The sequence below is a fragment of the Pseudomonas sp. SCA2728.1_7 genome (genome assembly GCF_018138145.1).
GTDB classification, from domain to species: domain Bacteria; phylum Pseudomonadota; class Gammaproteobacteria; order Pseudomonadales; family Pseudomonadaceae; genus Aquipseudomonas; species Aquipseudomonas koreensis_A.
In genome coordinates this window covers 2,303,551-2,325,802 of the sequence record NZ_CP073104.1, presented here as the reverse complement: position 1 = coordinate 2,325,802, position 22,252 = coordinate 2,303,551, and the positions used below count along the sequence as shown (strand labels likewise).

The window sequence follows — 22,252 nt, the reverse complement described above, 5'->3', positions numbered from 1 at the left end:
TCTGCAACCCGCCGCCCCGGTTGAAACGGGGCGGCGGGTTTTTCTGCTTCAAGCTTTTTGTTGCTGGTGAGCCAGTCTTCGCGAGCAGGCTCGCTCCCACTCTGAAATCCGCTCAACGGTGGGAGCGAGCCTGCTCGCGAAGGCGTCAGAATTGACCAGGATCAATCAGCAGGTGTCCCCAGTGCCTGCGTCAACCCGGCAACTCCAGATTATCCATCACCCGATTCATCGCCAGCTCGCCGAGCATGATCAGTTGCGCGATCCCTAAAAGCGTCCGTCGCTGTGACGCGGGTATGAGATGAGCGAAGTCATGGGCGATGGTTCTGGCGCAGGCGAGTGTTTCGCTGGCATCCGCCAGCAGTTCTTCGTTTTTGAAGTCCGCGGTGACGGCGTACATCCGGCGGGTTTTGCGCGGTGGTGGCGTGGAGCCGGGTGGGCAGAGGTAGTGATCGAGGGCGCGGTCGGCGGCTTCGTGGAGTTTTTTTGAATCGAGGGATTCGTAGGGGGAGGTGGGGTCGGTTTCGGGTGGGTTGGGTGTTGGTTTGATCATGGTGAGGCTCCGTGGTTGATTTAGCCGCCACGGCTCATCGCTAAACGAGTAAAGGTGGCGGCTGTACGCAGGTTAGCGATCCGGGTCACAGAAACCCCGGGTAGACCCGAAGGTCTCCCACGCACAGCCACCATGACGCCAAGTGCAGATAGAAAAAGCCGCAATTGAGACTGGGGATTGAGCGTCTGTAGGGTATCGGATCGCTAAACCCGATCGCTGATTCGTCAGCGACCGGACCACAATAGAACCCGCCCCCAAAGCGCACAAGCCGGCGGATTCTGGCGTAGCTGTAGGCAATGGCGCAAGAATTTGTAGCCTGAAAGGCGTGTCTGAAGGTGTCTTTTAAACATCTGAGTTTAAAAGGCGATTTGCGCAGACTTCACTGGCCCCTTCGTGAGCAAGCTCACTCCCACATTTACAATGCATTTCCCTGTGGGAGCGAGCCTGCTCGCGAAAGGGCCATCCCGGTCAGCGAAAAAATTTCGATCAACCCCCACTGTTTAACTCACCGGTTAAATAAATCTGTCCCCTTTTCTTCAAAGGTCGAAAAGTCGGGCGTAGATCCGGGGTCTGTCCCTGATAACGCCTAGTCTGTCCGAAATAACCGATGCCAGTACCAGCTAGCTGGGAGTTCTTGGTCTGAAACCTAGTGGGCTTAGTGGGGTAGTGTATAGCGTCATAGGAGTATTATCGCTGAATCCTTTGGTCGTGGGGTACGAAGCCTGGCTTCCAGTCGCTTGGCCTGGAAATGACTGAGTAGCTGATTCGTTCTCTGCGGGCCCCCCCCAGTACCAATACAAATGTCGTTGACCGGTAATCTGTTGAAAGCCGTAATTAAGGCTTGTCCCGATTGCAGGAAGCCAATTCATGTGAATGAAATGGAATGCGCCAATTGTCCCTAACCATTCAATTCCTTGATTGAAACTTTTTGGCGGCCCGGTTACCACTTCGTACACTCGTTGGCATCTGACAGGAAAACTGACGCTGGCACCTGCGGTGTCGGTAACGGTGATTTGTGCGGTTCCGTTTCCGGTCGAGACCACAAGTCCGGTTTTGAGATCTACGGTAGCTACTTGCAGATTTGACGTCGTGTATTCATAAGGTGGGGTACCTCCAGTGGGGACGCGCGTTTGTGATGTGTTCGGATGTCTGAAAGCCGTGCGTTCAAATGGGGGAGTGTAAGGAGCGGGTGCAAGGTACAACTGGACTCCATCAAGTTCCATTCGCGATGGATCAATTTGCAGTGAAGGGATTATGGTCAAGTTACGCACACCCGAATAAATCGAGCCACTGTGATAAAGCGATTTTGCGTATAACCGACGTGTTCCTAGTGCAACAGTTATCGTGCGCTCCCATGTTCCTTTCACATCATCGGCCGTTGCAATGCCCTTGGATTCCGCGCTTGCACCGTTACCATCAAAAATTTCGACCTTCTGACCATCACTTGCCGTGCCTTTGAGTTTCAGTGTATTGCTGACAGTCGTTTTTCCGTCCGGCACTTCCACCCCCTTGTCATCCAGCACATTGTCCAGCGTCGGCACTACCGATGCCACCACGACAATATTCCAGGTATTGGAGAGCGTGCCGTCCTTGCGTCTGGCGCGCAGGCTGTAGGTAGTTCCGGCAATCAGAGCAGTCAGTGTGAAAGTCCATTCTCCCTTTGGATCTACTTCAATTTCAGTATTCGGCATCAGTACGCCGTTATTGGCCAGATCGATTTTTGTGTCCGGGGTGGCCGTTCCACTCAGCGTGACGGCTGTTTTTACTGTCGGGCTGCCGTGTGGGATTTCCTCCCCACCGGGCGACTCCTTGATTGAGGTAATGGTCGGCAGCACCTCTACGAGGTTTTTGACCGTATAGGTCCGCACCGGAAAACTCAGCGCCTGACTTTCATCCGTGCTGCGATCCAGAGTGGTCATGAACGTCACCAGCAGTTGGCTTAGGTTCTTCAACGACTGCATATCCACCAATGACACGGTTGCGTCGAGGTATTTTTGCGAGATCCAGGTTCCGTTCACAGCATTGTTCGGGCCAGTCCAGACGACGCGCTTGTACTCGGTACCGTCTTTTTTTATGCCTTTTACACTCATCCATACGCGCTGGCCGTTGGCAATGTGCGGCCAGAAACCGCCGCGAAGGGTGGCCGGTCCGGTGAGCGTGGAAACATCCAGTTCAGTCCCGTCACCACCGTCGGCCGCCTGAATGATCTTCGGCGAATGCGAAAGATCCACACGCAGTTGCAACACCGCCAACGTACGCGGCGGCGACTTTTTTGGTTCCTGACTGTCGCGTGTCACGGAGTAGTCAAGCGTGATTGACTTGGCGACGTTGAAGGCGATCACCGGGACGGCCAGCGGTATGTCCTGCGGGCCGACGAGAGTGACCGGCCATGGATCCGTGGTGTGCGAGCCGGCAGGCGGTGTTCCGGGTGCGCCGGTACACTTGGCAATAATCTTGTCACCGACCAGCATGCCGTCATAGTTGATCTCCGCCGTCAGTGTGCTCTGGGCATCCAGCGGGTCGAGGCTGGTGTCGTTGGGGGCTTCCTTGATTTTCGGCTCTTTCAGATCCAACGCCACGCCGACACTGAACGTCAACGTATCCGAATAACTCGTCCCGCCCGCCGCGCGCACGATGTGATACCGGGCCTCCACCGTTCCGCCTTCATTGCCCTTGATCACCGCCGCCGGGATCGGGAACGGTACTCTCTGACCGGCGGTAAATTCGTTCAGCTTGATCGAGTCGGTATACTCGCCGGTCTTTGAACCCTTCCAGAACATGAACGCTTCATCGTTTTTGACCGTTTTCGTGTAGGTCACCGTCGCGGTGGTGCCGGCGGTGTCGGCGGGCAGCACACCGTTCACCACGCCGGCCACTTCCGGTTCCGGCAGTTCCAGGCGCGGTTCGCCGACTCGCAGGATGTCGGTGTGGATCGACTCGCGAATGGCGTGAGTGGCCTCGAACAGATCCAGCGTGGCGAGCACCGAGTCCGGGAGCCATTGCTGGTAATAGAACTCCACCGTACCACCGTTGACCGTGGCCAGATGTTTGCCATCGATGCTGTATGCCAGCGGTAGTCCGGCGACGATTTCGTTGTGGGTGATGGGACGTAAAGCCAGGTCAGGCAGGTAGGGTTCGAGGCCAGGCGTGGTGCCGAGCATGAATATCTTGAGAGCCTGGCCTTCGGCAAAGGATTTATCGAATCGAATCTCCAGGCGTATCTTGTCCAGTGCGGGGTCCAGTGCTCCGGAGTTCTCGTCCAGCACCTTCGGCGCGGCCAGCCGCTGGACTTCGCCGATGGCGCGGATAAATTGGCTTTTGGATTTCAGATCGGCGGAGCCGTCGGCTTTTTCCAGGCGGTAAGACAAAGTGATCTGGGACTTGGCCAACTGACGCAGCACGGCGTTGGGAGCCGTGGTTTCCAAAATGCTCGGCACACTTTTCAACTCGACGCCTGCTGACGGTTCCCAATCAATCGGCGGCCCCTCGACGGGAGTGCCCTTGATCCTGATGAATACCTTGTCTCCGACTTTGAACTTGCTCGTATCCGTGGCGATGATTTGCACGGTGCCATCGGCGTCGGCCAGTTTGTCGACGTCCAGCTCGTTGTTCTGCGTTTCCTTGAGCAATGGCGCGACCAGCCGGGTCGCATCGACAGCCACCACCACACGCTGTTCGGCGCTCCAGTCTTCAGAGCGGTTGAAGACCTTGTCGAACACGTCGAACACCACGGCCACGCCGGGAAAATCCGCATCACCGGCCTCGCGGATGACCGCTTCGATGATGGTGATGATGATCGGCGCTTTGCCTTCGGCCTGCTCCTGGGTCAGCGGATCACTGAACACATAGATCCCGCCCCAACTCACGCGACACACATCACCGGCCGCAGCGTTGGAGTAGGGCGGTGTGCCGTCGGCCATGCCAATGGTGATCGGCACGCCATCGGCGACGTTGTCCTTGTCGATGCCGCCGTCAAGAATCGCTTGGGGAATGATCATGATCAGCGGGGAATCACCGCCCGGGCGAGTCAGCTTGACCAGCACCTGCATGACGTCGGACGGTTGATCTGTGCCGCCCAACGGCTTGACGACATAGGACACCGCGAACCGGCCATCGACCATGTGCTTGAAAGGCACGAACATCTGCAGTTGCGTGTTGACCTCGGTCTTGTCGACGGTCTCTACCCAGACGTTCAGCCAGCTGCCCCAAGAGATCCTCAGCGTGTCGCCAATCGCCATGTTCCCCCACGGCCCCGCCCGGCACAGCAGGCCATGAAGCGGAAAGTTGCCCAGCGCGGCGGCGATGTTGATGCCCCAGATTATGGGATTGTTCGACACCGGGCCGGTCCGCCCGGGGATGTCGAGTTCCTTGAGTGCCAGGGGTTTGTTGGGGGCGGACATGGCAACGACTCCGGTCGGGAAGGTGACGGAGTGATTGAACGGCTAAATAGCGATTTGCGCACCTGTCAGATCTGACAGGTGTGGACCGAAATCCGACGGATGGTGATTTTGGGAGAGGTCGAGTCGAAGCTGAAAAAGCCTTAGAGATCGATCGTTCCCACGCGCAGCAAAGGAATGCAGCCCGGGACGCTCTGCGTCACTTCAAAAGCCGAACGCGGAGCGTCCGTTGAGGCATTCCCACGCGGGAGCGTGGGAACGATCATCGCGTGTCGCTACTGCGGCACCTCCAGATTATCCATCACCCGATTCACCGCCAGCTCGCCGAGCATGATCAATTGCGCGATCCCCAACAGCGTCCTGCGTTGCGACGCGGGTATGAGATGAGCGAAGTCATGGGCGATGGTTCTGGCGGAGGCGAGTGTTTCGCTGGCATCGGCCAGCAGTTCTTCATTTTTGAAGTCCGCAGTGACGGCGTACATCCGGCGGGTTTTACGCGGCGGTGGCGTGGAGCCGGGTGAGCAGAGGTAGTGATCGAGCGCGCGTTCGGCGGCGTCGTTGAGCTTTTTGGAATCGAGGGATTCGTAGGGGGAGGCGAGGTCGGTTTCGGGTGGGTTGGGTGTTGGTTTGATCATGGTGAGACTCCTTTGAAGTGGAGCCGCTACAACCTGTCGCTAAACAGGAGGGGTGGCGGCTGTACGCAGGTTAGCGAACCGGTCAAAGGCACCCGGCAGACCCGAGGGTCTCCCGCATACAGCCACCATGACGAAATCGCGAAAATACAGATCCGCAACGAAGCCTGGAACGCTGATGCACCTTTGACTTGAATTCGAGTCGCTAAACCCGATCGCTGATTCGTCAGCGACCGCACCACAATAGAACCCGCCCCCAAAGCGCACAAGCCGGCGGATTCTGGCGTAGCTGTAGGCAAAGGCGCAAGAATTTGTAGCCTGGAAGGCGTGTCTGGAGGTGTCTTTTAAACACCTGAGTTTAAAAGGCGATTTGCACTGTCTTCACTGGTCCCTTCGCGAGCAAGCTCGCTCCCACATTTGGAATCTGATTGCTGACGGTTACCGTTTGTCTAAAAGCTGACCGTACCTGTCAGGTTTTACAGGTGTGGAAAGCGTGCCCTTGCGGTTTGATGGCTGAGCGATGCAGCACATTGGGTGCTTGCATTTCTACAGCGACGAGGGATAAAGAAAATGGACGGTGTATTCGTAAGCTATGACGCAGACAAAGGCCGGGGCACTATTAATCCTGTCGACCCCGCAGTTCCTGCAAACCCCGAGAATCACGGATTTCTAGAAATACCTTTGGCTCCTCGCTCGTCGAAATTCTCCTTAGAGGCCAATTCAGTATCCATCTATACGCAGGGGGGGTGGGAGAAAAAAGAAGGCGAAGGATATTACTTCTTCACCGTCCCTGATGAGCATAAGTACAAGATGAATATCCCTTTAGAAAAAGGGAAAGACAGGGCGGTCAAATTTGATCTGGTGGAAGAGGGCTCGCGGGAAGTGACAAACCTTCGCTATTGATCCCCCGTTTGTACTCCTCACAAAACGGCTGAAACGAAAAAACCGCTGTCCCGGCTCAATCGGGCAGCGGTTTTTTTATGTCTTTTTGATCGTTCCCACGCGCAGCAAAGGAATGCAGTCCGGGACGCTCTGCGTCACTTCAAAAGCCGAACGCGGAGCGTCCGTTGAGGCATTCCCACGCGGGAGCGTGGGAATGATCACCGGGGCGACGTGCTACTGCGGCAACTCCAGATTATCCATCACCCGATTCACCGCCAGCTCGCCGAGCATGATCAGTTGCGCGATCCCTAAAAGCGTCCTGCGCTGTGACGCGGGTATGAGATGAGCGAAGTCATGGGCGATGGTTCTGGCTGAAGCGAGCGTTTCGCTGGCATCGGCCAGCAGCTCCTCGTTTTTGAAGTCGGCAGTAACGGCGTACATCCGGCGGGCTTTGCGTGGCGGATGGGTGGAGCCGGGTGGGCAGAGGTAGTGATCGAGGGCGCGTTCGGCGGCGTCGTTGAGCTTTTTTGAATCGAGGGATTCGTAGGGGGAGGCGAGGTCGATTTCGGGTGGGTTGGGTGTTGGTTTGATCATCTGAAGCTCCTAGAGTCATTGGAGTTGCCAGCGTTCGCTGCGAGACGAATGAAGGTGGCAGCTATACGCGGGTCGCAGACCGGGACTCTAGAACCGGCAGACCCGAAGGTCTCCCACGTACAGCCGCCATAAAAAAGCGAGTGTTGTGCGTCCAGAGATCGACGGGCTGCGAGACCCGATCGCTGATTCGTCAGCGACCGATTCACAATAGAACCCGCCCCCAAGGCGCACAAGCCGGCGGATTCTGGCGTAGCTGTAGGCAATGGCGCAAGGATTTGTAGCCTTGAGACAGTGTCTGCAGGTGTCTTTTAAACAGCTTCGTTTAAATCGAAAAATTTGTGCCGGACATAAGGGCCTCTTCGCGAGCAGGCTCGCTCCCACAAGAGACTGCATTCCAAATGTGAGAGTGAAATGCACACCAAATGTAGGAGTGAGCCTGCTCGCGATAGCGGAGTGTCAGTTGACGAATTTTTTGGATGACACACCGCTATCGCGAGCAGGCGAAGGCCTACAGTGGTCGCGTACACCTCCCTCTCTGTTTCAATCAATCGCAAAAGTTGGAAAGCTTCTTGCAGTACCCGCCGTGAGCCCGCTCTGGGCGTCAAAAGTTTGCTTTAAAGGAACGGGGAAAACCGGTGGATCGCACTCAGTTATTCAATACAGCACGCACCAACGTTGCCGACCTCAGTCGAGGCAATCTGGGCGTGCCGTTGTTGCTGCTGGTCATGCTGGCGATGATGATGTTGCCGGTGCCGCCGTTCCTGCTCGACGTCTTCTTTACCTTCAATATTGCCCTGTCGATCGTCGTCCTGCTGGTCTGCGTATATGCGCTGCGGCCGCTGGATTTCGCCGTGTTCCCGACCATTCTGCTGGTGGCGACGCTGCTGCGGCTGGCGTTGAACGTGGCCTCGACGCGGGTGGTGATGCTCCACGGTCAGGACGGCCACGCCGCGGCCGGTAAGGTGATTCAGGCCTTCGGTGAGGTGGTGATCGGCGGCAACTACGTGGTCGGTATCGTGGTCTTCGCGATTTTGATGATCATCAACTTCGTCGTGGTGACCAAGGGTGCCGGGCGGATTTCCGAGGTGAGCGCGCGTTTCACCCTCGATGCGATGCCCGGCAAACAAATGGCGATCGACGCCGACCTCAACGCCGGTCTGATCGACCAGAACCAAGCCAAGGCGCGCCGTCAGGAAGTCGCCCAAGAGGCCGAGTTCTACGGTTCGATGGACGGTGCCAGCAAGTTCGTTCGTGGTGACGCCATCGCTGGCCTGCTGATTCTGTTCATCAACCTTATCGGCGGCATGGCCGTGGGTATCTTCCAGCATGGCATGACGTTCGGTGATGCCGGTCGGGTTTACGCCTTGCTGACCATCGGTGACGGTTTAGTGGCGCAATTGCCATCACTGTTGTTATCGACAGCGGCAGCGATCATGGTGACCCGTGCTTCCGGTTCGGAAGACATGGGCAAGCAGATCAATCGTCAGATGTTCGCCTCGCCGAAAGCGCTGGCGGTGGCGGCCGGTCTGATGGCGGTCATGGGCCTGGTGCCGGGCATGCCGCACTTCTCGTTCCTGAGCATGGCTGCGCTGGCCGCTGGCGGCGCGTACCTGTTCTGGAAGAAGCAGAATGTGGCCAAGGTCGTGGCGCTGGAAGAGGTCAAGCGCCAGCAGGAACTGCTGCCGTCGCCAGCCCGCGCCATGGAAACCAAGGAGCTGGGCTGGGACGACGTGACGCCCATCGACATGATTGGTCTGGAAGTCGGCTATCGCTTGATTCCGCTGGTGGATCGTAATCAGGGCGGGCAGTTGCTGGCGCGGATCAAGGGTGTGCGCAAGAAGCTCTCGCAGGATCTGGGCTTTCTGATGCCGACCGTGCACATTCGTGACAACCTCGATCTGGCGCCCAGCGCCTATCGCCTGACCCTGATGGGTGTGATCCTCGCCGAAGCCGAGATCTACCCGGATCGCGAACTGGCGATCAACCCGGGCCAGGTCTACGGCACGCTCAACGGTATCAACGCCAAAGATCCGGCTTTCGGCCTGGAGGCGGTGTGGATCGAAATCAGCCAGCGTGCGCAGGCACAATCGCTCGGTTACACCGTGGTCGACGCCAGCACCGTGGTCGCGACCCACTTGAACCAGATTCTGTACAAGCACTCCAGCGAGCTGATCGGCCACGAAGAAGTGCAGCAACTCATGCAATTGCTGGCCAAAAGCTCGCCGAAACTGGCTGAAGAGCTGGTGCCGGGCGTGGTCTCGTTGTCGCAGTTGCTCAAAGTGCTGCAAGCGTTGCTCGCCGAACACGTGCCGGTGCGCGATATCCGCAGCATTGCCGAAGCCATCGCCAACAACGCCGCGAAGAGTCAAGATACCGCCGCGTTGGTGGCTGCGGTGCGGGTTGGCGTATCGCGCGCCATCGTCCAAAGCATTGTAGGCACTGAGTCCGAGCTGCCTGTGATCACCTTGGAACCAAGGTTGGAACAAATATTGCTCAATAGTCTGCAGAAGGCAGGACAAGGCTCGGAAGAGGGCGTTCTGCTGGAGCCAAGCATGGCCGAGAAGCTGCAGCGTTCGCTCATCGAAGCGGCGCAGCGTCAGGAAATGCAAGGTCAGCCAGTGATCCTTTTGGTCGCTGGCCCGATCCGCGCGATGCTCTCGCGCTTTGGCCGCCTCGCAGTCCCTGGATTGCATGTGCTGGCCTACCAGGAAATACCGGACAACAAGCAAGTGACCATCGTTGCGACAGTAGGGCCCAACGGCTGAGGTAGTGGTTTATGCAAGTTAAGCGTTTCTTTGCCGCCGATATGCGTCAGGCCATGAAGCTGGTTCGTGATGAGCTGGGCGCTGATGCCGCCATCATTGGCAATCGCCGCATTGCCGGCGGTGTCGAGCTGACGGCGGCACTGGATTACAAATTGTCGGCCCTGGCGCCACGGGTTCCGAACATGGAACTCGAAGACGAGCTGCGCAAGACCCAGTCGCGCATCGTCACCGCTCAGGCCGAGTTGAGCCTGCGTGGCGAAGCTGATGGCAATAGCAATCGCCAGATCTTCGCCGGGCTGCCGTTGACGGCTGGCCTGCCGCTGACCGCTGCCGAACCGCTGAGCGAGCCGACTTACGCCGCCCCGGCGCGTCCGGCCCCGGCGCCTGCGCAGTCTTCCGGCGGCGTTGATCCGCGTGCACTGGATTCGATGCGTTTCGAATTGAACAGCCTGCGCGAGCTGATGGAAGTTCAGCTCGGCACTCTGGCCTGGAATCAGTTGCAAGGCAGTCGTCCGGCGCAAGCCAACCTGTATCGCCGTCTGCAACGTATCGGTCTGTCCGGCCCGTTGTCGCGCGATCTGCTGGCGATGATCACTGATATCGAAGAACCCCGTCAGGCCTGGCGCATGTTGCTTGCGCACCTGGCGCGGATGATTGCCGTGCCGGAAGTCGAGCCGCTGGAAGAGGGCGGTGTGATTGCCATGGTCGGCCCTGCCGGCATGGGCAAGACCACTACTCTCGCCAAGCTTGCCGCGCGTTATGTGCTGAAATACGGCGCGCAGAATGTCGCGCTGGTGAGCATGGACAGTTTCCGTATCGGCGCTCAGGAACAACTGAAGACGCTGGGCCGCATTCTCAATGTGCCAGTGACTCACGTCGATCCGGGCCAATCGCTGGTGCAGGCGCTGGATCCATTGCTGCGCAAACGCGTGGTATTGATCGATACTGCCGGCCTGCAAGCCAGTGATCCGGCGCTGCGCATGCAGCTGGAAAGTCTGGCCGGGCGTGGCATTCGTTCAAAAAATTATCTGGTCTTGGCAACCACCAGCCAGAAACAGGTTCTAACCGCCGCTTATCACAGTTACAAGCGTTGCGGGCTAGCCGGGTGCATCCTGACTAAACTGGATGAAACGGCCAGCCTTGGCGAAGTGTTGAGCCTGGCGATCAGTCATGAATTGCCGGTCGCGTACCTGACCGATGGCCCACGGATTCCGGATGATTTGCATCTGCCGCGCCGTCATCAACTGGTCAGCCGCGCCGTCAGCGTGCAAATGCAGGAAGAACCCAGCGAAGAAGCCATGGCTGACATGTTCGCTGATATCTATCACAGCCCGACCAAGCAGGTAGGCTGAGGTATTCATGAACAGTTTTTGTACCTACATCGATGGTCTGCCATGCATTGTTCCGGTTGTGAACGCGCAGCCAGTAATGTGGCCTCCGTCTATGCAAGACAAGGTAAAGAAATAACATGGGCAGCATGCATCCCGTACAGGTGATCGCGGTGACCGGCGGCAAAGGTGGCGTCGGCAAGACTAACGTGTCAGTGAACTTGTCGCTGGCGCTGGCAGAGCTTGGCCGTCGGGTCATGCTGCTGGACGCCGATCTGGGACTGGCGAACGTCGACGTTTTGTTGGGTCTGACCCCTAAACGCACACTGGCCGACGTGATCGAAGGCCGTTGCGAATTGCGCGACGTGCTGTTGCAAGGCCCCGGTGGCATCCGCATCGTCCCGGCCGCGTCCGGCACGCAAAGCATGGTGCACCTGAGCCCGGCGCAACATGCCGGTCTGATTCAGGCGTTCAGCGACATCGGCGACAATCTCGACGTACTGGTGATCGACACCGCTGCGGGTATTGGTGACTCGGTAGTCAGTTTTGTACGCGCCGCACAAGAAGTGTTGCTGGTGGTCTGCGACGAGCCAACCTCGATCACCGACGCCTACGCGCTGATCAAGTTGCTCAACCGCGATTACGGCATGAACCGCTTTCGCGTGCTGGCCAACATGGCGCAGAGCCCGCAGGAAGGGCGCAACCTGTTCGCTAAGTTGACCAAGGTCACGGATCGCTTCCTTGACGTCGCTCTACAATACGTCGGCGCCGTGCCTTACGACGAAAGCGTGCGTAAAGCGGTGCAGAAGCAGCGTGCTGTGTATGAAGCCTTCCCGCGTTCCAAGTGCGCGCTGGCGTTCAAGGCGATCGCGCAGAAGGTCGACACCTGGCCGCTGCCCGCCAACCCGCGTGGCCACCTTGAGTTTTTCGTCGAGCGCCTCGTGCAGCAAACGGCAGGGCCCGTGCTATGACCGCAAGCGGTATGAACTACTACAAGAAGTCGGCACGTGACGCGCAGTACGAACTGATCGAGCGTTACGCGCCACTGGTCAAACGCATTGCCTATCACTTGCTGGCACGTTTGCCGGCGAGTGTGCAGGTCGAAGACCTGATCCAGGCCGGAATGATCGGCCTGCTCGAAGTCTCGACCAAATATGACGCCAGCAAAGGCGCCAGTTTCGAAACGTACGCGGGCATCCGAATCCGCGGCGCGATGCTCGACGAAGTGCGCAAAGGGGACTGGGCGCCACGCTCGGTTCACCGCAATACCCGTATGGTCAGTGACGCAATTCGCTCAATTGAAGCTAAAACCGGCCGTGATGCTAAAGATCACGAGGTTGCGGCCGAACTCCAATTGAGTCTCGACGATTACTACGGGATTTTGAATGACACCTTGGGCAGCCGCCTGTTCAGTTTCGACGATCTGTTGCAGGACGGCGAACACGAAGGGCTGCACGAGGATGGCGCGAGTGCTCATCTTGAGCCGTCACGCGATCTGGAAGATGAACGTTTCCAGGCGGCGTTGGCGGACGCGATTGCCAATTTGCCGGAGCGTGAGCGACTGGTGTTGGCGCTGTACTACGACGAAGAGCTGAACCTCAAGGAGATCGGTGAAGTCCTTGGCGTCAGTGAATCGCGGGTCAGCCAGTTACACAGCCAGTGCGCGGCCCGTTTGCGGGGGCGTTTGGGGGAGTGGCGAGCGCGCTGAAGGCAGTGTGGGGACACTGCGAACGAGGCTGGTGCGGTGATGAACGGCACCGGTCTTGCTCTGTTGTGCTCCAGACAGTCTTCGAGTGCTGCGCCGATTGATTGAAGTGGCGCGTCCAGGTGCTGGGCGCGTTTAAGACTGCTTGGAGGTCGAATTGAACAAAGACATGAAAATCCTCATCGTTGATGACTTCTCAACGATGCGGCGGATCATCAAGAACCTGCTGCGTGATCTTGGGTTCACCAACACCGTCGAGGCTGACGATGGCGTGACTGCCATTCCAGTGCTCAACAGCGGCAGCATCGACTTTCTGGTAACGGACTGGAACATGCCGGGCATGACCGGTATCGACCTGCTGCGCCACGTGCGTGCCGATGAAAAACTCAAGCACCTGCCAGTGCTGATGGTGACTGCAGAAGCCAAGCGCGAGCAGATCATTGAAGCCGCTCAGGCCGGTGTAAACGGCTACGTAGTCAAACCTTTCACGGCTCAGGCGTTGAAAGACAAAATCGAGAAGATTTTCGAACGCATCGGCTGATGAACGCGCGGGGGAGCTATGGAGCATAACGAATCTTCACAGGGCGATTTCGAGTCGACCCTGAAAAAACACGCGGTCGAACTGGTCGAAAGCCTTGAAAAAGGCAGGTTCGGCGACGCTGTGCAACTGATCCATGAGCTCAATCAGACCCGTGACCGTGGCCTGTACCAGGAAGTGGGCAAGCTCACACGTGAACTGCACAGTGCGATCGTCAACTTCCAGATCGACCCGAACATGCCACAGGCCGAGGAAGTGTCGCAAATCACCGACGCCACCGAACGCCTGGGCTATGTGGTCAAGCTGACAGAGGCCGCGGCCAACCGCACCATGGATCTGGTGGAAAGCGCCACGCCGGTGGTCAATGGTCTGGCTGATGAAGCGCAGACCTTGAGTGCCGATTGGGGTCGCTTCATGCGTCGCGAGGTCGGGGCTGAAGAGTTCCGTGAACTGGCGCGCCGGGTCGACGGTTTTCTGTCACGCAGCAGCACGGACAACCGTGCGGTGTCGAGCAATCTCAACGACATCCTGCTGGCCCAGGATTACCAGGACCTGACCGGTCAGGTGATCAAGCGTGTGACCCAACTGGTCACCGAAGTCGAAAGCAATTTGCTCAAACTTGTGCTCATGGCCAGTCAGGTCGACCGCTTTGCGGGCATCGAACATGACCGCGCCGCGATGCTTGCAGAAAAAGATCCACAAAAACATCTCTCGCAGGGTGAAGGTCCGCAGATTCATGCCGATAAACGAGAAGACGTTGTGTCCGGTCAGGACGATGTGGACGATTTGTTATCCAGCCTCGGGTTCTAGTGTTTTGGAATTTTAGGTTTTTTGGGTTTTTAGACCTGTAGGAGCACCCCATTAATGAGCTTCGGCGCCGATGAAGAGATCCTTCAGGATTTCCTGGTTGAGGCCGGCGAGATTCTTGAGCAACTGTCCGAACAACTGGTCGAGCTGGAAAGCCGTCCGGATGACGCAGATCTGCTCAACGCAATTTTTCGCGGTTTCCACACTGTAAAAGGGGGCGCCGGCTTCCTTCAGCTCAATGAGCTGGTGGAGTGCTGTCACATCGCCGAAAACGTGTTCGACATCCTGCGTAAGGGTGAGCGTCGCGTTGATGCAGAACTGATGGACGTTGTCCTCGAAGCACTGGACGCGGTGAACAGCATGTTCACTGAGGTTCGTGAGCGTGCTCCGATCACCGCTGCCACCCCGGAACTGCTGGCCGCCCTGGCGCGTCTGGCCGAACCGCAATCGGCGGACGCAGCCCCGGCTTCGCCAGTGGCCGAGATGATCGAAGAACTGGTCGTCGAAGGCGACTCGGGCGACATCACCGATAACGAATTTGAGCAACTGCTGGATTCGCTGAACGCCGTCAAGGCTGAAGCTGAAGCCCCGGCCGCTGCTGCGCCTGCGCAAACGGCCGCTGAAGCCGCGAGCGATGAAATCACCGATGCCGAGTTCGAGTCGTTGCTCGATCAACTGCACGGCAAGGGCCAGTTCGCGGTGGACGCGGTTGCGCCAGCGGCGGCAGCCCCTGCGGCTCCGGCCAAGGGCGACAGCTCTGACATCACCGACGACGAATTCGAAGCCCTGCTCGATCAATTGCATGGCAAGGGCAACTTTGCCGTGGATGCGCTGGAGTCGGCGATTGCGTCGGCACCTGCGCCGGCTGCTCCAGCGGCCGCCGCTGCCGGCAGCGACCTGATCAGCGATCACGAGTTCGAATCGCTGCTCGACGAATTGCACGGCAAAGGCAAGTTCACCGAAGTCGGCACTGCCGCTGCTGGCAGTGCTTCGACCGTCGCCACACCGGCTGCCAAGGCACCGGCCGCTGCTGCAGCGCCCAAGCCTGCCACCAAGCCTGAGCCAAAAGCCGAAGCGCCAAAACCGGCTGCTGCTGCACCGGCTCCGGCCCGTGCGCCGGCGACACCGCCACCGGAAAAACCGGCGAGCGAAGCCGAAACCACCGTGCGCGTCGACACGGCACGTCTCGACGAAATCATGAACATGGTCGGCGAGCTGGTGCTGGTGCGTAACCGTCTGGTGCGCCTGGGCCTGAACAGCGGCGATGAAGCCATGCAAAAGGCCGTGTCGAACCTCGACGTGGTCACGGCTGACTTGCAGACCGCCGTCATGAAGACGCGGATGCAGCCGATCAAGAAGGTCTTCGGGCGCTTCCCGCGTCTGGTTCGAGATCTGGCGCGTCAGCTCAAGAAAGAAATCAACCTGGAACTGGTGGGTGAAGAAACCGACCTCGACAAAAACCTTGTCGAGGCCCTGGCCGACCCACTGGTCCACTTGGTGCGCAACGCTGTCGACCACGGCATCGAGTCGCCGGAAGAACGCGAAGCGTCGGGCAAGGCCCGTGGCGGTCGCGTGGTGCTGGCGGCCGAACAGGAAGGCGACCATATCCTGCTGTCGATTTCCGATGACGGCAAAGGCATGGACCCGAATGTCCTGCGCGCCATCGCGGTAAAACGCGGGGTGATGGACAAGGACGCGGCCGATCGCCTCAGCGATACCGAGTGCTACAACCTTATTTTCGCCCCGGGTTTCTCGACCAAGACCGAGATCTCCGACGTCTCCGGCCGTGGTGTCGGCATGGACGTGGTGAAGACCAAGATTTCCCAGCTCAACGGTTCGATCAACATCTACTCGACCAAGGGCCAGGGCTCGAAGATCGTCATCAAGGTGCCGCTGACCCTCGCGATCATGCCAACCCTGATGGTGATGCTCGGCAATCAGGCGTTTGCGTTCCCGTTGGTCAACGTCAACGAAATCTTCCACCTCGACCTGTCGACCACCAACGTTGTGGACGGTCAGGAAGTGGTGATCGTGCGGGACAAGGCGCTGCCGTTGTTCTACCTCAAGCGCTGGCTGGTCAGCTCCGCCGCTCACGAAGAGCAGCGTGAGGGCCACGTGGTGATCCTTTCGGTAGGCACTCAGCGGATCGGCTTCGTCGTCGATCAACTGGTCGGTCAGGAAGAAGTGGTCATCAAGCCATTGGGCAAAATGCTCCAGGGCACTCCGGGCATGTCCGGCGCCACCATTACCGGTGACGGCCGCATCGCGCTGATTCTCGATGTTCCAAGCATGCTCAAGCGTTACGCCGCACGGCGTATTTGAATCCGGGGCGGCGGGGCGACAACGTCCCGCTGCACCTAATGGAGTGTTTATGGCAGTCAAAGTCCTGGTGGTGGACGATTCGGGTTTTTTCCGCCGCCGCGTCTCGGAAATTCTTTCTGCGGATCCGAGCATTCAGGTGGTCGGCACTGCAACCAACGGTAAAGAGGCGATTGATCAGGCGCTGGCGCTCAAGCCGGACGTGATCACCATGGACTACGAGATGCCGATGATGGACGGCATCACGGCAGTGCGGCACATCATGCAGCGCTGCCCGACCCCGGTGTTGATGTTCTCTTCGCTGACCCACGAAGGCGCCCGGGTGACCCTCGATGCGCTGGACGCCGGCGCGGTGGATTTCCTGCCGAAGAATTTCGAAGACATCTCGCGCAACCCGGAGAAGGTCAAGCAGTTGCTGTGCGAAAAGGTCCATAGCATTTCGCGCAGTAATCGTCGTTTCAGTGCTTATAGCGCGCCGGCTCCAGCCGCAGCGCCAACGCCTGCACCGGCTCCGGCGCCATCCAGCTTCAGCAGCCACAGCACCAGCGCACCGGCACGTCCGGCACCCGCGCCTGTGCATGCACCTGCTCCAAGCCGTGCTCCGGCTGCCAGCGCGTCGTCGCCGGCACCGAAACGCAAAGCCTACAAACTGGTTGCCATCGGTACCTCGACTGGCGGCCCGGTTGCCTTGCAGCGCGTGCTGACTCAGTTGCCAGCGAACTTTCCGGCGCCGATCGTGCTGATCCAGCACATGCCGGCAGCGTTCACCAAGGCGTTTGCCGAGCGTCTCGACAAGCTCTGCCGCATCAGCGTCAAGGAAGCCGAGGATGGCGACATCCTGCGTCCGGGCCTGGCGTTGCTCGCACCGGGTGGCAAGCAAATGATGATCGACGGCCGTGGCGCGGTGAAAATCCTCCCGGGCGACGAGCGTCTGAATTACAAGCCGTGCGTGGACATCACCTTCGGTTCGGCGGCGAAATCCTACGGCGACAAAGTTCTGGCGGTGGTGTTGACCGGCATGGGCGCCGACGGCCGTGAAGGCGCGCGTCTGCTCAAGCAGGGCGGTAGCGCGGTGTGGGCGCAGGATGAAGCAAGCTGCGTGATCTACGGCATGCCGATGGCCATCGTCAAAGCCGACCTCGCCGACGCGGTGTATAGCCTCGACGACATCGGCAAGCACATTGTCGAGGCGTGTATCTGATGGATGTTTTAAGCCTTATCGGGATCATCATGGCGTTCGTCGCCATCATCGGCGGTAACTACCTTGAAGGTGGTCACCTCGGTGCGCTGGCCAACGGCCCGGCGGCATTGATCGTACTGGGCGGCACCATCGGTGCCGCACTGCTGCAATCGCCGATGAGCGCGTTCAAACGCGCCATGCAGATCCTTGCCTGGATTCTGTTTCCGCCACGGGTCGATCTGGCCGGTGGCATCGATCGCGTCGTCAACTGGAGCCTCACCGCACGCAAGGAAGGCCTGCTGGGTCTGGAAGGCGTGGCGGATGCCGAACCCGACAATTACTCGCGCAAAGGCCTGCAACTGCTGGTCGACGGTGCCGAGCCGGAAGCGATCCGCAGCATCCTCGAAGTGGATTTCTACACCCAGGAAGCGCGCGATATCGAAGCGGCGAAAGTCTTTGAAAGCATGGGCGGCTACGCGCCGACCATCGGCATCATCGGTGCGGTAATGGGCCTGATCCACGTGATGGGCAACCTCGCCGATCCGACGCAACTGGGCAGCGGTATCGCCGTAGCCTTCGTCGCGACCATTTACGGCGTGGCCAGTGCCAACCTGGTGTTGCTGCCAATCGCCGCCAAGCTGAAGTCAATCGCGTTGCGGCAGTCGCGTTATCGCGAAATGTTGTTGGAAGGGATCCTGTCGATCGCCGAAGGTGAAAACCCTCGCTCCATTGAGTTGAAGCTGCAAGGCTTCATGGATTAAGGGAATAACCTCATGGCCCGTCGTCGCCACCAGGAAGAGCATGTAAACCACGAACGCTGGCTGGTTTCCTACGCTGACTTCATCACGTTGCTGTTCGCGTTCTTCGTGGTCATGTACTCGATTTCGTCGATCAACGAAGGCAAGTACAAAGAGATTTCCGAAGCGCTGGTCGGCGTCTTCAAGGACTCCGACCGCGCGCTCAAACCGATCCCGATCGGCGACGAGCGACCGAAAACCGTGACCCCGGCCAAGCCGCTGGTCAAGGACGCCGAGCAGATCGATGCCGGTATCGCCGGTGCCAGCGATCCGCTGAAAAGCATCGCCGATGACATCAGCGCCGCGTTCGGTGACCTGATCAGTTCCAACCAGATGACCGTGCGTGGCAACGAGTTGTGGGTCGAGATCGAACTCAACTCCAGCCTGTTGTTCGGCAGTGGCGATGCCATGCCGAGCGACATTGCATTCAACATCATCGACAAGGTTGCAGCGATTCTGAAACCGTTCGACAACCCGATTCACGTCGAAGGCTTCACCGACGATCAACCGATCCGCACCGCGCAGTACCCGACCAACTGGGAACTGTCCTCGGCGCGGTCGGCGAGCATCGTGCGCATGCTGGCCATGCAGGGCGTAAACCCTGGCCGATTGGCATCGGTGGGTTACGGCGAGTTTCAACCGGTGGCCAACAACGCTACCGCTGAAGGCCGGGGGAAAAACCGCCGGGTGGTTCTGGTGGTCTCGCGCAATCTCGATGTGCGCCGCAGCCTCACGGGCACCGGAACCGCCAACGCGCAACCGGACGCTGCATTGAAGCGGGCTGGCACACAAACTGCACCGACCCCGGTCAAGACGCCGGGACGCGAGAGTGCCGTCAATTCTCCGTCACCCGCATTAACACGCTGAGCTATGTCTCGGTCGAGCATATCGGCCGGGAGGAACGAACTGAATGAGAGTCTGGGCAGTCGCCAATCAAAAGGGTGGTGTCGGTAAAACCACATCTTCCATCGCTTTAGCCGGATTGCTGGCCGAGGCGGGCAAGCGCGTGGTTGTGGTCGATCTCGACCCGCACGGCTCGATGACCAGCTATTTCGGCTACGATCCCGACAGCCTGGAACACAGCAACTACGATCTGTTTCTGCACAAGGGCAGCGTGCCGCAAGGCCTGCCGGGGCAGTTGCTTTTGTCGACCAGCGATGAACGTATTTCCCTGCTGCCATCGAGCACCGCACTCGCGACCCTTGAGCGTCAGTCGCCGGGGCAGAGTGGTTTGGGCCTGGTGATCGCCAAGAGTCTGGCGCAGCTGTGGCAGGACTTCGATTACGCGGTGATCGACAGCCCGCCGTTGCTCGGCGTGCTGATGGTCAACGCCCTCGCGGCGAGCCAGCAACTGGTAATCCCGGTGCAGACCGAGCATCTGGCCGTCAAAGGTCTGGAGCGCATGGTCAACACCCTGGCGATGATCAACCGCTCGCGCAAACAGGCGCTGCCGTTCAGCATCGTGCCGACCTTGTTCGATCGCCGCACACAAGCATCGATGCATACCTTGCGCGTGCTGCGTGACAAATTTCCCGACGAGATCTGGCAGGGTTACATCCCGGTCGATACCCGTCTGCGCGATGCCAGCCGAGCCGGTGTCACGCCTTCGCAATTCGACGGCAAGAGCCGTGGCGTGCTGGCGTATCGCGCGCTGCTCAAGCACCTGTTGGCGCAACAACTTGTTCCGCAGGTGGCTTGAGATGAACCTGTCCCGATCACACCTGCCTGACTTGCACAAATCCTGTGGGAGCGAGCCTGCTCGCGAAGCAGGCGACGCGGTCTCCCTGTCCGGCGCTGTTGACCGATGAACCGCCCAGTCAAGCTCACATCGCGTCCGCAATTGGCGCTGCAGTCTTATCTGGATAATTTGCTGCTGGAAATGCCTGAAGAGCTGCCGCCGGTCATTGAGGCGCAGCCTGAAGTTGTGGAAAGCAGCGAGGCGCTGGACGAGTTCCAGGCTGCAGTGCTGGAAGAGCAGGCGCGTGATGCGCAGAAGGCTGCCCGGCCTGCTGCGCCGGTTGCCGCGCCTGCCGCCGCAGCGGTGACCAAGGCACCGCTGGCATTGATCGAAGAAGCCGAGCCGGTTCGCGCGCAGGTCTCGACACTGGCACCGCTGCTGCAAACCCAACTGCTGAAAACCGCGCCGGAACCGGCCGTGGTCGAACCGGCTCCAGCACCTGCTCCAGTTGCACCCGCACCCGTCGAGCAGACGCTGGTGCCGCCGCTGGTCGAAGTGCATCTGCCGCCGAACAACACGCCGCCACCGGTGGAAACCGATGGTCGCCCGGCCTGGGCCTCGGAAGCCTTCGAATGCCTGCTGTTCGATGTCGCTGGCCTGACGCTGGCGGTGCCGCTGGTGTGCCTCGGCTCGATCTATTCGCTGGCCGGCCACGAGCTGACGCCGTTATTCGGTCAGCCGGAATGGTTCCTCGGGATCCTGCCGAGCCAGGCCGGCAACCTGAAAGTGTTGGACACCGCGCGCTGGGTCATGCCGGATCGCTATCGCGATGACTTCCGTCAGGGCTTGCAGTACGTGATTTCGGTACAAGGTTACGAGTGGGGGCTGGCGGTGCATCAGGTCAGCCGCTCGTTGCGTCTGGACCCGAATGAAATCAAATGGAGAAGTCACCGGGGTCAGCGGCCATGGCTCGCCGGCACCGTGATTGAGCACATGTGTGCATTGCTTGACGTTTCCGCACTGGCCGAGTTGATCGCCAGCGGTGGGGCAAAGCACCTCAGCGGCCACAAACCGCTACATAAACCGACATAGCAGCCGACATAACAATCAGGCGACGGCATTGTTGAATGCCGCCACACAGAACACACACCGCCCAGAGCGGTTTTTTCGAGGGGTCAGGGTATGAGTAGTCAGGCGACGAATGCAAAAGGTTCTGAAGATCCGATCCTGCAATGGGTAACCTTCAAACTGGACAACGAAACCTACGGCATCAACGTGATGCGCGTTCAGGAAGTACTGCGCTACACCGAAATCGCTCCGGTGCCGGGCGCGCCAAGCTACGTGCTGGGCATCATCAACCTGCGCGGTAACGTGGTTACCGTGATCGACACCCGTCAGCGCTTCGGCCTGAACAGCGGCGAGATCAGCGACAACACCCGTATCGTCATCATCGAAGCCGACAAGCAAGTCGTCGGCATCATGGTCGACAGCGTGGCCGAAGTGGTTTACCTGCGTCAGTCGGAAATCGAGACGGCGCCGAACGTCGGCAACGAAGAGTCGGCCAAGTTCATCCAGGGCGTGTGCAACAAGAACAACGAGTTGCTGATCCTGGTCGAGCTGGACAAGATGATGAGCGAAGAAGAATGGTCGGATCTGGAGAACATCTGATTGATTCTCGAAGTCGCGGTCATTGTCCTGTTCCTCTTCTGGGCAGGCACGCTGGCAATGTTTCTGGCGTACATCAAGGCGCAGCGGGTGATCGCTGCGCAACAGGCTCAGGGCGATGCGCTGCGTGATCAGCGCATCAAGGACCTGGCCAAGCGTGTCGACGATTACCAGAACGGCAACGTGCGTATGGGCGAAGCCCTGCACGAGCTGCGCGCGGTAGTCAGTCCGTTGCCGGACAAAATCGTTCAGCTGGAACAGCGCGACCCGTCGAGCCTGTCATTCGCCCAAGCGGCGAAACTGGTGGGGATGGGCGCCAGCGTCGATGAACTGACTCAGTCCTGCGGGTTGACCCAGGCTGAGGCGGAGTTGATGCGCAAACTTCACAAGAACTGATTTTTGCGCTCACGCTGAA

Annotated in this window: 19 protein-coding genes; 15 read left to right on the top strand and 4 right to left on the bottom strand. The window is 59.0% G+C overall.

Annotated elements, in window-relative coordinates:
* Positions 1–190: 190 nt before the first annotated feature.
* The 3 genes from KBP52_RS10325 to KBP52_RS10310 form a co-directional block, all read right to left on the bottom strand.
* Positions 191–550, bottom strand: coding sequence for a hypothetical protein (locus tag KBP52_RS10325; RefSeq protein WP_212622695.1), 360 nt, complete (start codon positions 548–550; stop codon positions 191–193).
* A gap of 620 nt (positions 551–1,170) precedes the next feature.
* On the bottom strand, positions 1,171–4,950 hold the full coding sequence (locus tag KBP52_RS10315) for a hypothetical protein (RefSeq protein WP_212622694.1): 3,780 nt from the start codon (positions 4,948–4,950) through the stop codon (positions 1,171–1,173).
* Between the two features lie 272 nt (positions 4,951–5,222).
* Complete coding sequence (locus KBP52_RS10310; RefSeq protein WP_212622693.1) at positions 5,223–5,582, bottom strand: hypothetical protein; 360 nt, start codon at positions 5,580–5,582, stop codon at positions 5,223–5,225.
* A gap of 567 nt (positions 5,583–6,149) precedes the next feature.
* Here KBP52_RS10310 and KBP52_RS10305 point away from each other — a divergent pair.
* On the top strand, positions 6,150–6,482 hold the full coding sequence (locus tag KBP52_RS10305; protein WP_212622692.1) for a hypothetical protein: 333 nt from the start codon (positions 6,150–6,152) through the stop codon (positions 6,480–6,482).
* Between the two features lie 213 nt (positions 6,483–6,695).
* Here KBP52_RS10305 and KBP52_RS10300 read toward each other — a convergent pair whose 3' ends face one another.
* Entirely contained in the window at positions 6,696–7,055 is a 360-nt protein-coding gene (locus tag KBP52_RS10300) for a hypothetical protein (protein ID WP_212622691.1), read from the bottom strand.
* Positions 7,056–7,690: 635 nt separating this feature from the next.
* Between KBP52_RS10300 and flhA the strand changes: the two genes are divergently transcribed.
* The 14 genes from flhA (at position 7,691) to KBP52_RS10230 (ending at position 22,233) form a co-directional block, all read left to right on the top strand.
* Positions 7,691–9,820 carry a flagellar biosynthesis protein FlhA gene (flhA, locus tag KBP52_RS10295; protein ID WP_212622690.1) on the top strand — a complete coding sequence of 710 codons (2,130 nt, stop codon included), beginning with the start codon at positions 7,691–7,693 and terminating at the stop codon, positions 9,818–9,820.
* Between the two features lie 11 nt (positions 9,821–9,831).
* Positions 9,832–11,172: a flagellar biosynthesis protein FlhF gene (flhF, locus tag KBP52_RS10290; protein ID WP_008077677.1), complete on the top strand. Its 1,341-nt coding sequence runs from the start codon at positions 9,832–9,834 to the stop codon at positions 11,170–11,172.
* A 116-nt stretch (positions 11,173–11,288) separates the two neighbouring features.
* On the top strand, positions 11,289–12,119 hold the full coding sequence (fleN, locus tag KBP52_RS10285; protein ID WP_003222917.1) for a flagellar synthesis regulator FleN: 831 nt from the start codon (positions 11,289–11,291) through the stop codon (positions 12,117–12,119).
* Positions 12,116–12,856 (top strand): RNA polymerase sigma factor FliA, encoded by a 741-nt coding sequence (gene fliA, locus KBP52_RS10280; protein ID WP_007920004.1) that lies wholly within the window; start codon positions 12,116–12,118, stop codon positions 12,854–12,856. The genes fleN and fliA overlap by 4 nt, the downstream gene beginning before the upstream one ends.
* Positions 12,857–13,022: 166 nt before the next feature.
* Positions 13,023–13,394 (top strand): chemotaxis response regulator CheY, encoded by a 372-nt coding sequence (locus tag KBP52_RS10275; RefSeq protein ID WP_161986607.1) that lies wholly within the window; start codon positions 13,023–13,025, stop codon positions 13,392–13,394.
* 18 nt (positions 13,395–13,412) lie between these two features.
* Positions 13,413–14,201: a protein phosphatase CheZ gene (locus KBP52_RS10270; RefSeq protein ID WP_034151516.1), complete on the top strand. Its 789-nt coding sequence runs from the start codon at positions 13,413–13,415 to the stop codon at positions 14,199–14,201.
* 54 nt (positions 14,202–14,255) lie between these two features.
* Entirely contained in the window at positions 14,256–16,520 is a 2,265-nt protein-coding gene (locus tag KBP52_RS10265; protein ID WP_123596033.1) for a chemotaxis protein CheA, read from the top strand.
* 49 nt (positions 16,521–16,569) lie between these two features.
* The gene (locus KBP52_RS10260; RefSeq protein WP_038363876.1) at positions 16,570–17,718 is read left to right on the top strand and encodes a chemotaxis response regulator protein-glutamate methylesterase; all 1,149 of its coding nucleotides are present in this window, start codon (positions 16,570–16,572) and stop codon (positions 17,716–17,718) included.
* Positions 17,718–18,458 carry a flagellar motor protein gene (locus KBP52_RS10255; protein WP_016987476.1) on the top strand — a complete coding sequence of 247 codons (741 nt, stop codon included), beginning with the start codon at positions 17,718–17,720 and terminating at the stop codon, positions 18,456–18,458. Before KBP52_RS10260 ends, KBP52_RS10255 begins: the two co-directional genes overlap by 1 nt.
* A 12-nt stretch (positions 18,459–18,470) precedes the next feature.
* A complete protein-coding gene (gene motD / locus KBP52_RS10250) occupies positions 18,471–19,361 on the top strand; it encodes a flagellar motor protein MotD (protein WP_034151519.1) in 891 nt (296 codons plus the stop codon).
* Positions 19,362–19,404: 43 nt separating this feature from the next.
* The gene (locus KBP52_RS10245) at positions 19,405–20,193 is read left to right on the top strand and encodes a ParA family protein (protein WP_008077691.1); all 789 of its coding nucleotides are present in this window, start codon (positions 19,405–19,407) and stop codon (positions 20,191–20,193) included.
* Between the two features lie 105 nt (positions 20,194–20,298).
* Complete coding sequence (locus KBP52_RS10240) at positions 20,299–21,264, top strand: CheW domain-containing protein (protein ID WP_212622689.1); 966 nt, start codon at positions 20,299–20,301, stop codon at positions 21,262–21,264.
* Between the two features lie 90 nt (positions 21,265–21,354).
* Positions 21,355–21,840: a chemotaxis protein CheW gene (locus KBP52_RS10235; protein WP_007919980.1), complete on the top strand. Its 486-nt coding sequence runs from the start codon at positions 21,355–21,357 to the stop codon at positions 21,838–21,840.
* Positions 21,841–22,233, top strand: coding sequence for a DUF2802 domain-containing protein (locus KBP52_RS10230; protein WP_077571681.1), 393 nt, complete (start codon positions 21,841–21,843; stop codon positions 22,231–22,233). It abuts the gene before it with no gap.
* Positions 22,234–22,252 lie beyond the last annotated feature (19 nt).

Bases quoted from the DNA above. Each gene is read 5' to 3' on its own strand.
- KBP52_RS10325 (WP_212622695.1), bottom strand. From the start codon at position 550: ATGATCAAACCAACACCCAACCCACCCGAAACCGACCCCACCTCCCCC.
- KBP52_RS10315 (WP_212622694.1), bottom strand. From the start codon at position 4,950: ATGTCCGCCCCCAACAAACCCCTGGCACTCAAGGAACTCGACATCCCC.
- KBP52_RS10310 (WP_212622693.1), bottom strand. From the start codon at position 5,582: ATGATCAAACCAACACCCAACCCACCCGAAACCGACCTCGCCTCCCCC.
- KBP52_RS10305 (WP_212622692.1), top strand. From the start codon at position 6,150: ATGGACGGTGTATTCGTAAGCTATGACGCAGACAAAGGCCGGGGCACT.
- KBP52_RS10300 (WP_212622691.1), bottom strand. From the start codon at position 7,055: ATGATCAAACCAACACCCAACCCACCCGAAATCGACCTCGCCTCCCCC.
- flhF (WP_008077677.1), top strand. From the start codon at position 9,832: ATGCAAGTTAAGCGTTTCTTTGCCGCCGATATGCGTCAGGCCATGAAG.
- fleN (WP_003222917.1), top strand. From the start codon at position 11,289: ATGGGCAGCATGCATCCCGTACAGGTGATCGCGGTGACCGGCGGCAAA.
- fliA (WP_007920004.1), top strand. From the start codon at position 12,116: ATGACCGCAAGCGGTATGAACTACTACAAGAAGTCGGCACGTGACGCG.
- KBP52_RS10275 (WP_161986607.1), top strand. From the start codon at position 13,023: ATGAAAATCCTCATCGTTGATGACTTCTCAACGATGCGGCGGATCATC.
- KBP52_RS10270 (WP_034151516.1), top strand. From the start codon at position 13,413: ATGGAGCATAACGAATCTTCACAGGGCGATTTCGAGTCGACCCTGAAA.
- KBP52_RS10265 (WP_123596033.1), top strand. From the start codon at position 14,256: ATGAGCTTCGGCGCCGATGAAGAGATCCTTCAGGATTTCCTGGTTGAG.
- KBP52_RS10260 (WP_038363876.1), top strand. From the start codon at position 16,570: ATGGCAGTCAAAGTCCTGGTGGTGGACGATTCGGGTTTTTTCCGCCGC.
- KBP52_RS10255 (WP_016987476.1), top strand. From the start codon at position 17,718: ATGGATGTTTTAAGCCTTATCGGGATCATCATGGCGTTCGTCGCCATC.
- motD (WP_034151519.1), top strand. From the start codon at position 18,471: ATGGCCCGTCGTCGCCACCAGGAAGAGCATGTAAACCACGAACGCTGG.
- KBP52_RS10245 (WP_008077691.1), top strand. From the start codon at position 19,405: ATGAGAGTCTGGGCAGTCGCCAATCAAAAGGGTGGTGTCGGTAAAACC.
- KBP52_RS10240 (WP_212622689.1), top strand. From the start codon at position 20,299: ATGAACCGCCCAGTCAAGCTCACATCGCGTCCGCAATTGGCGCTGCAG.
- KBP52_RS10235 (WP_007919980.1), top strand. From the start codon at position 21,355: ATGAGTAGTCAGGCGACGAATGCAAAAGGTTCTGAAGATCCGATCCTG.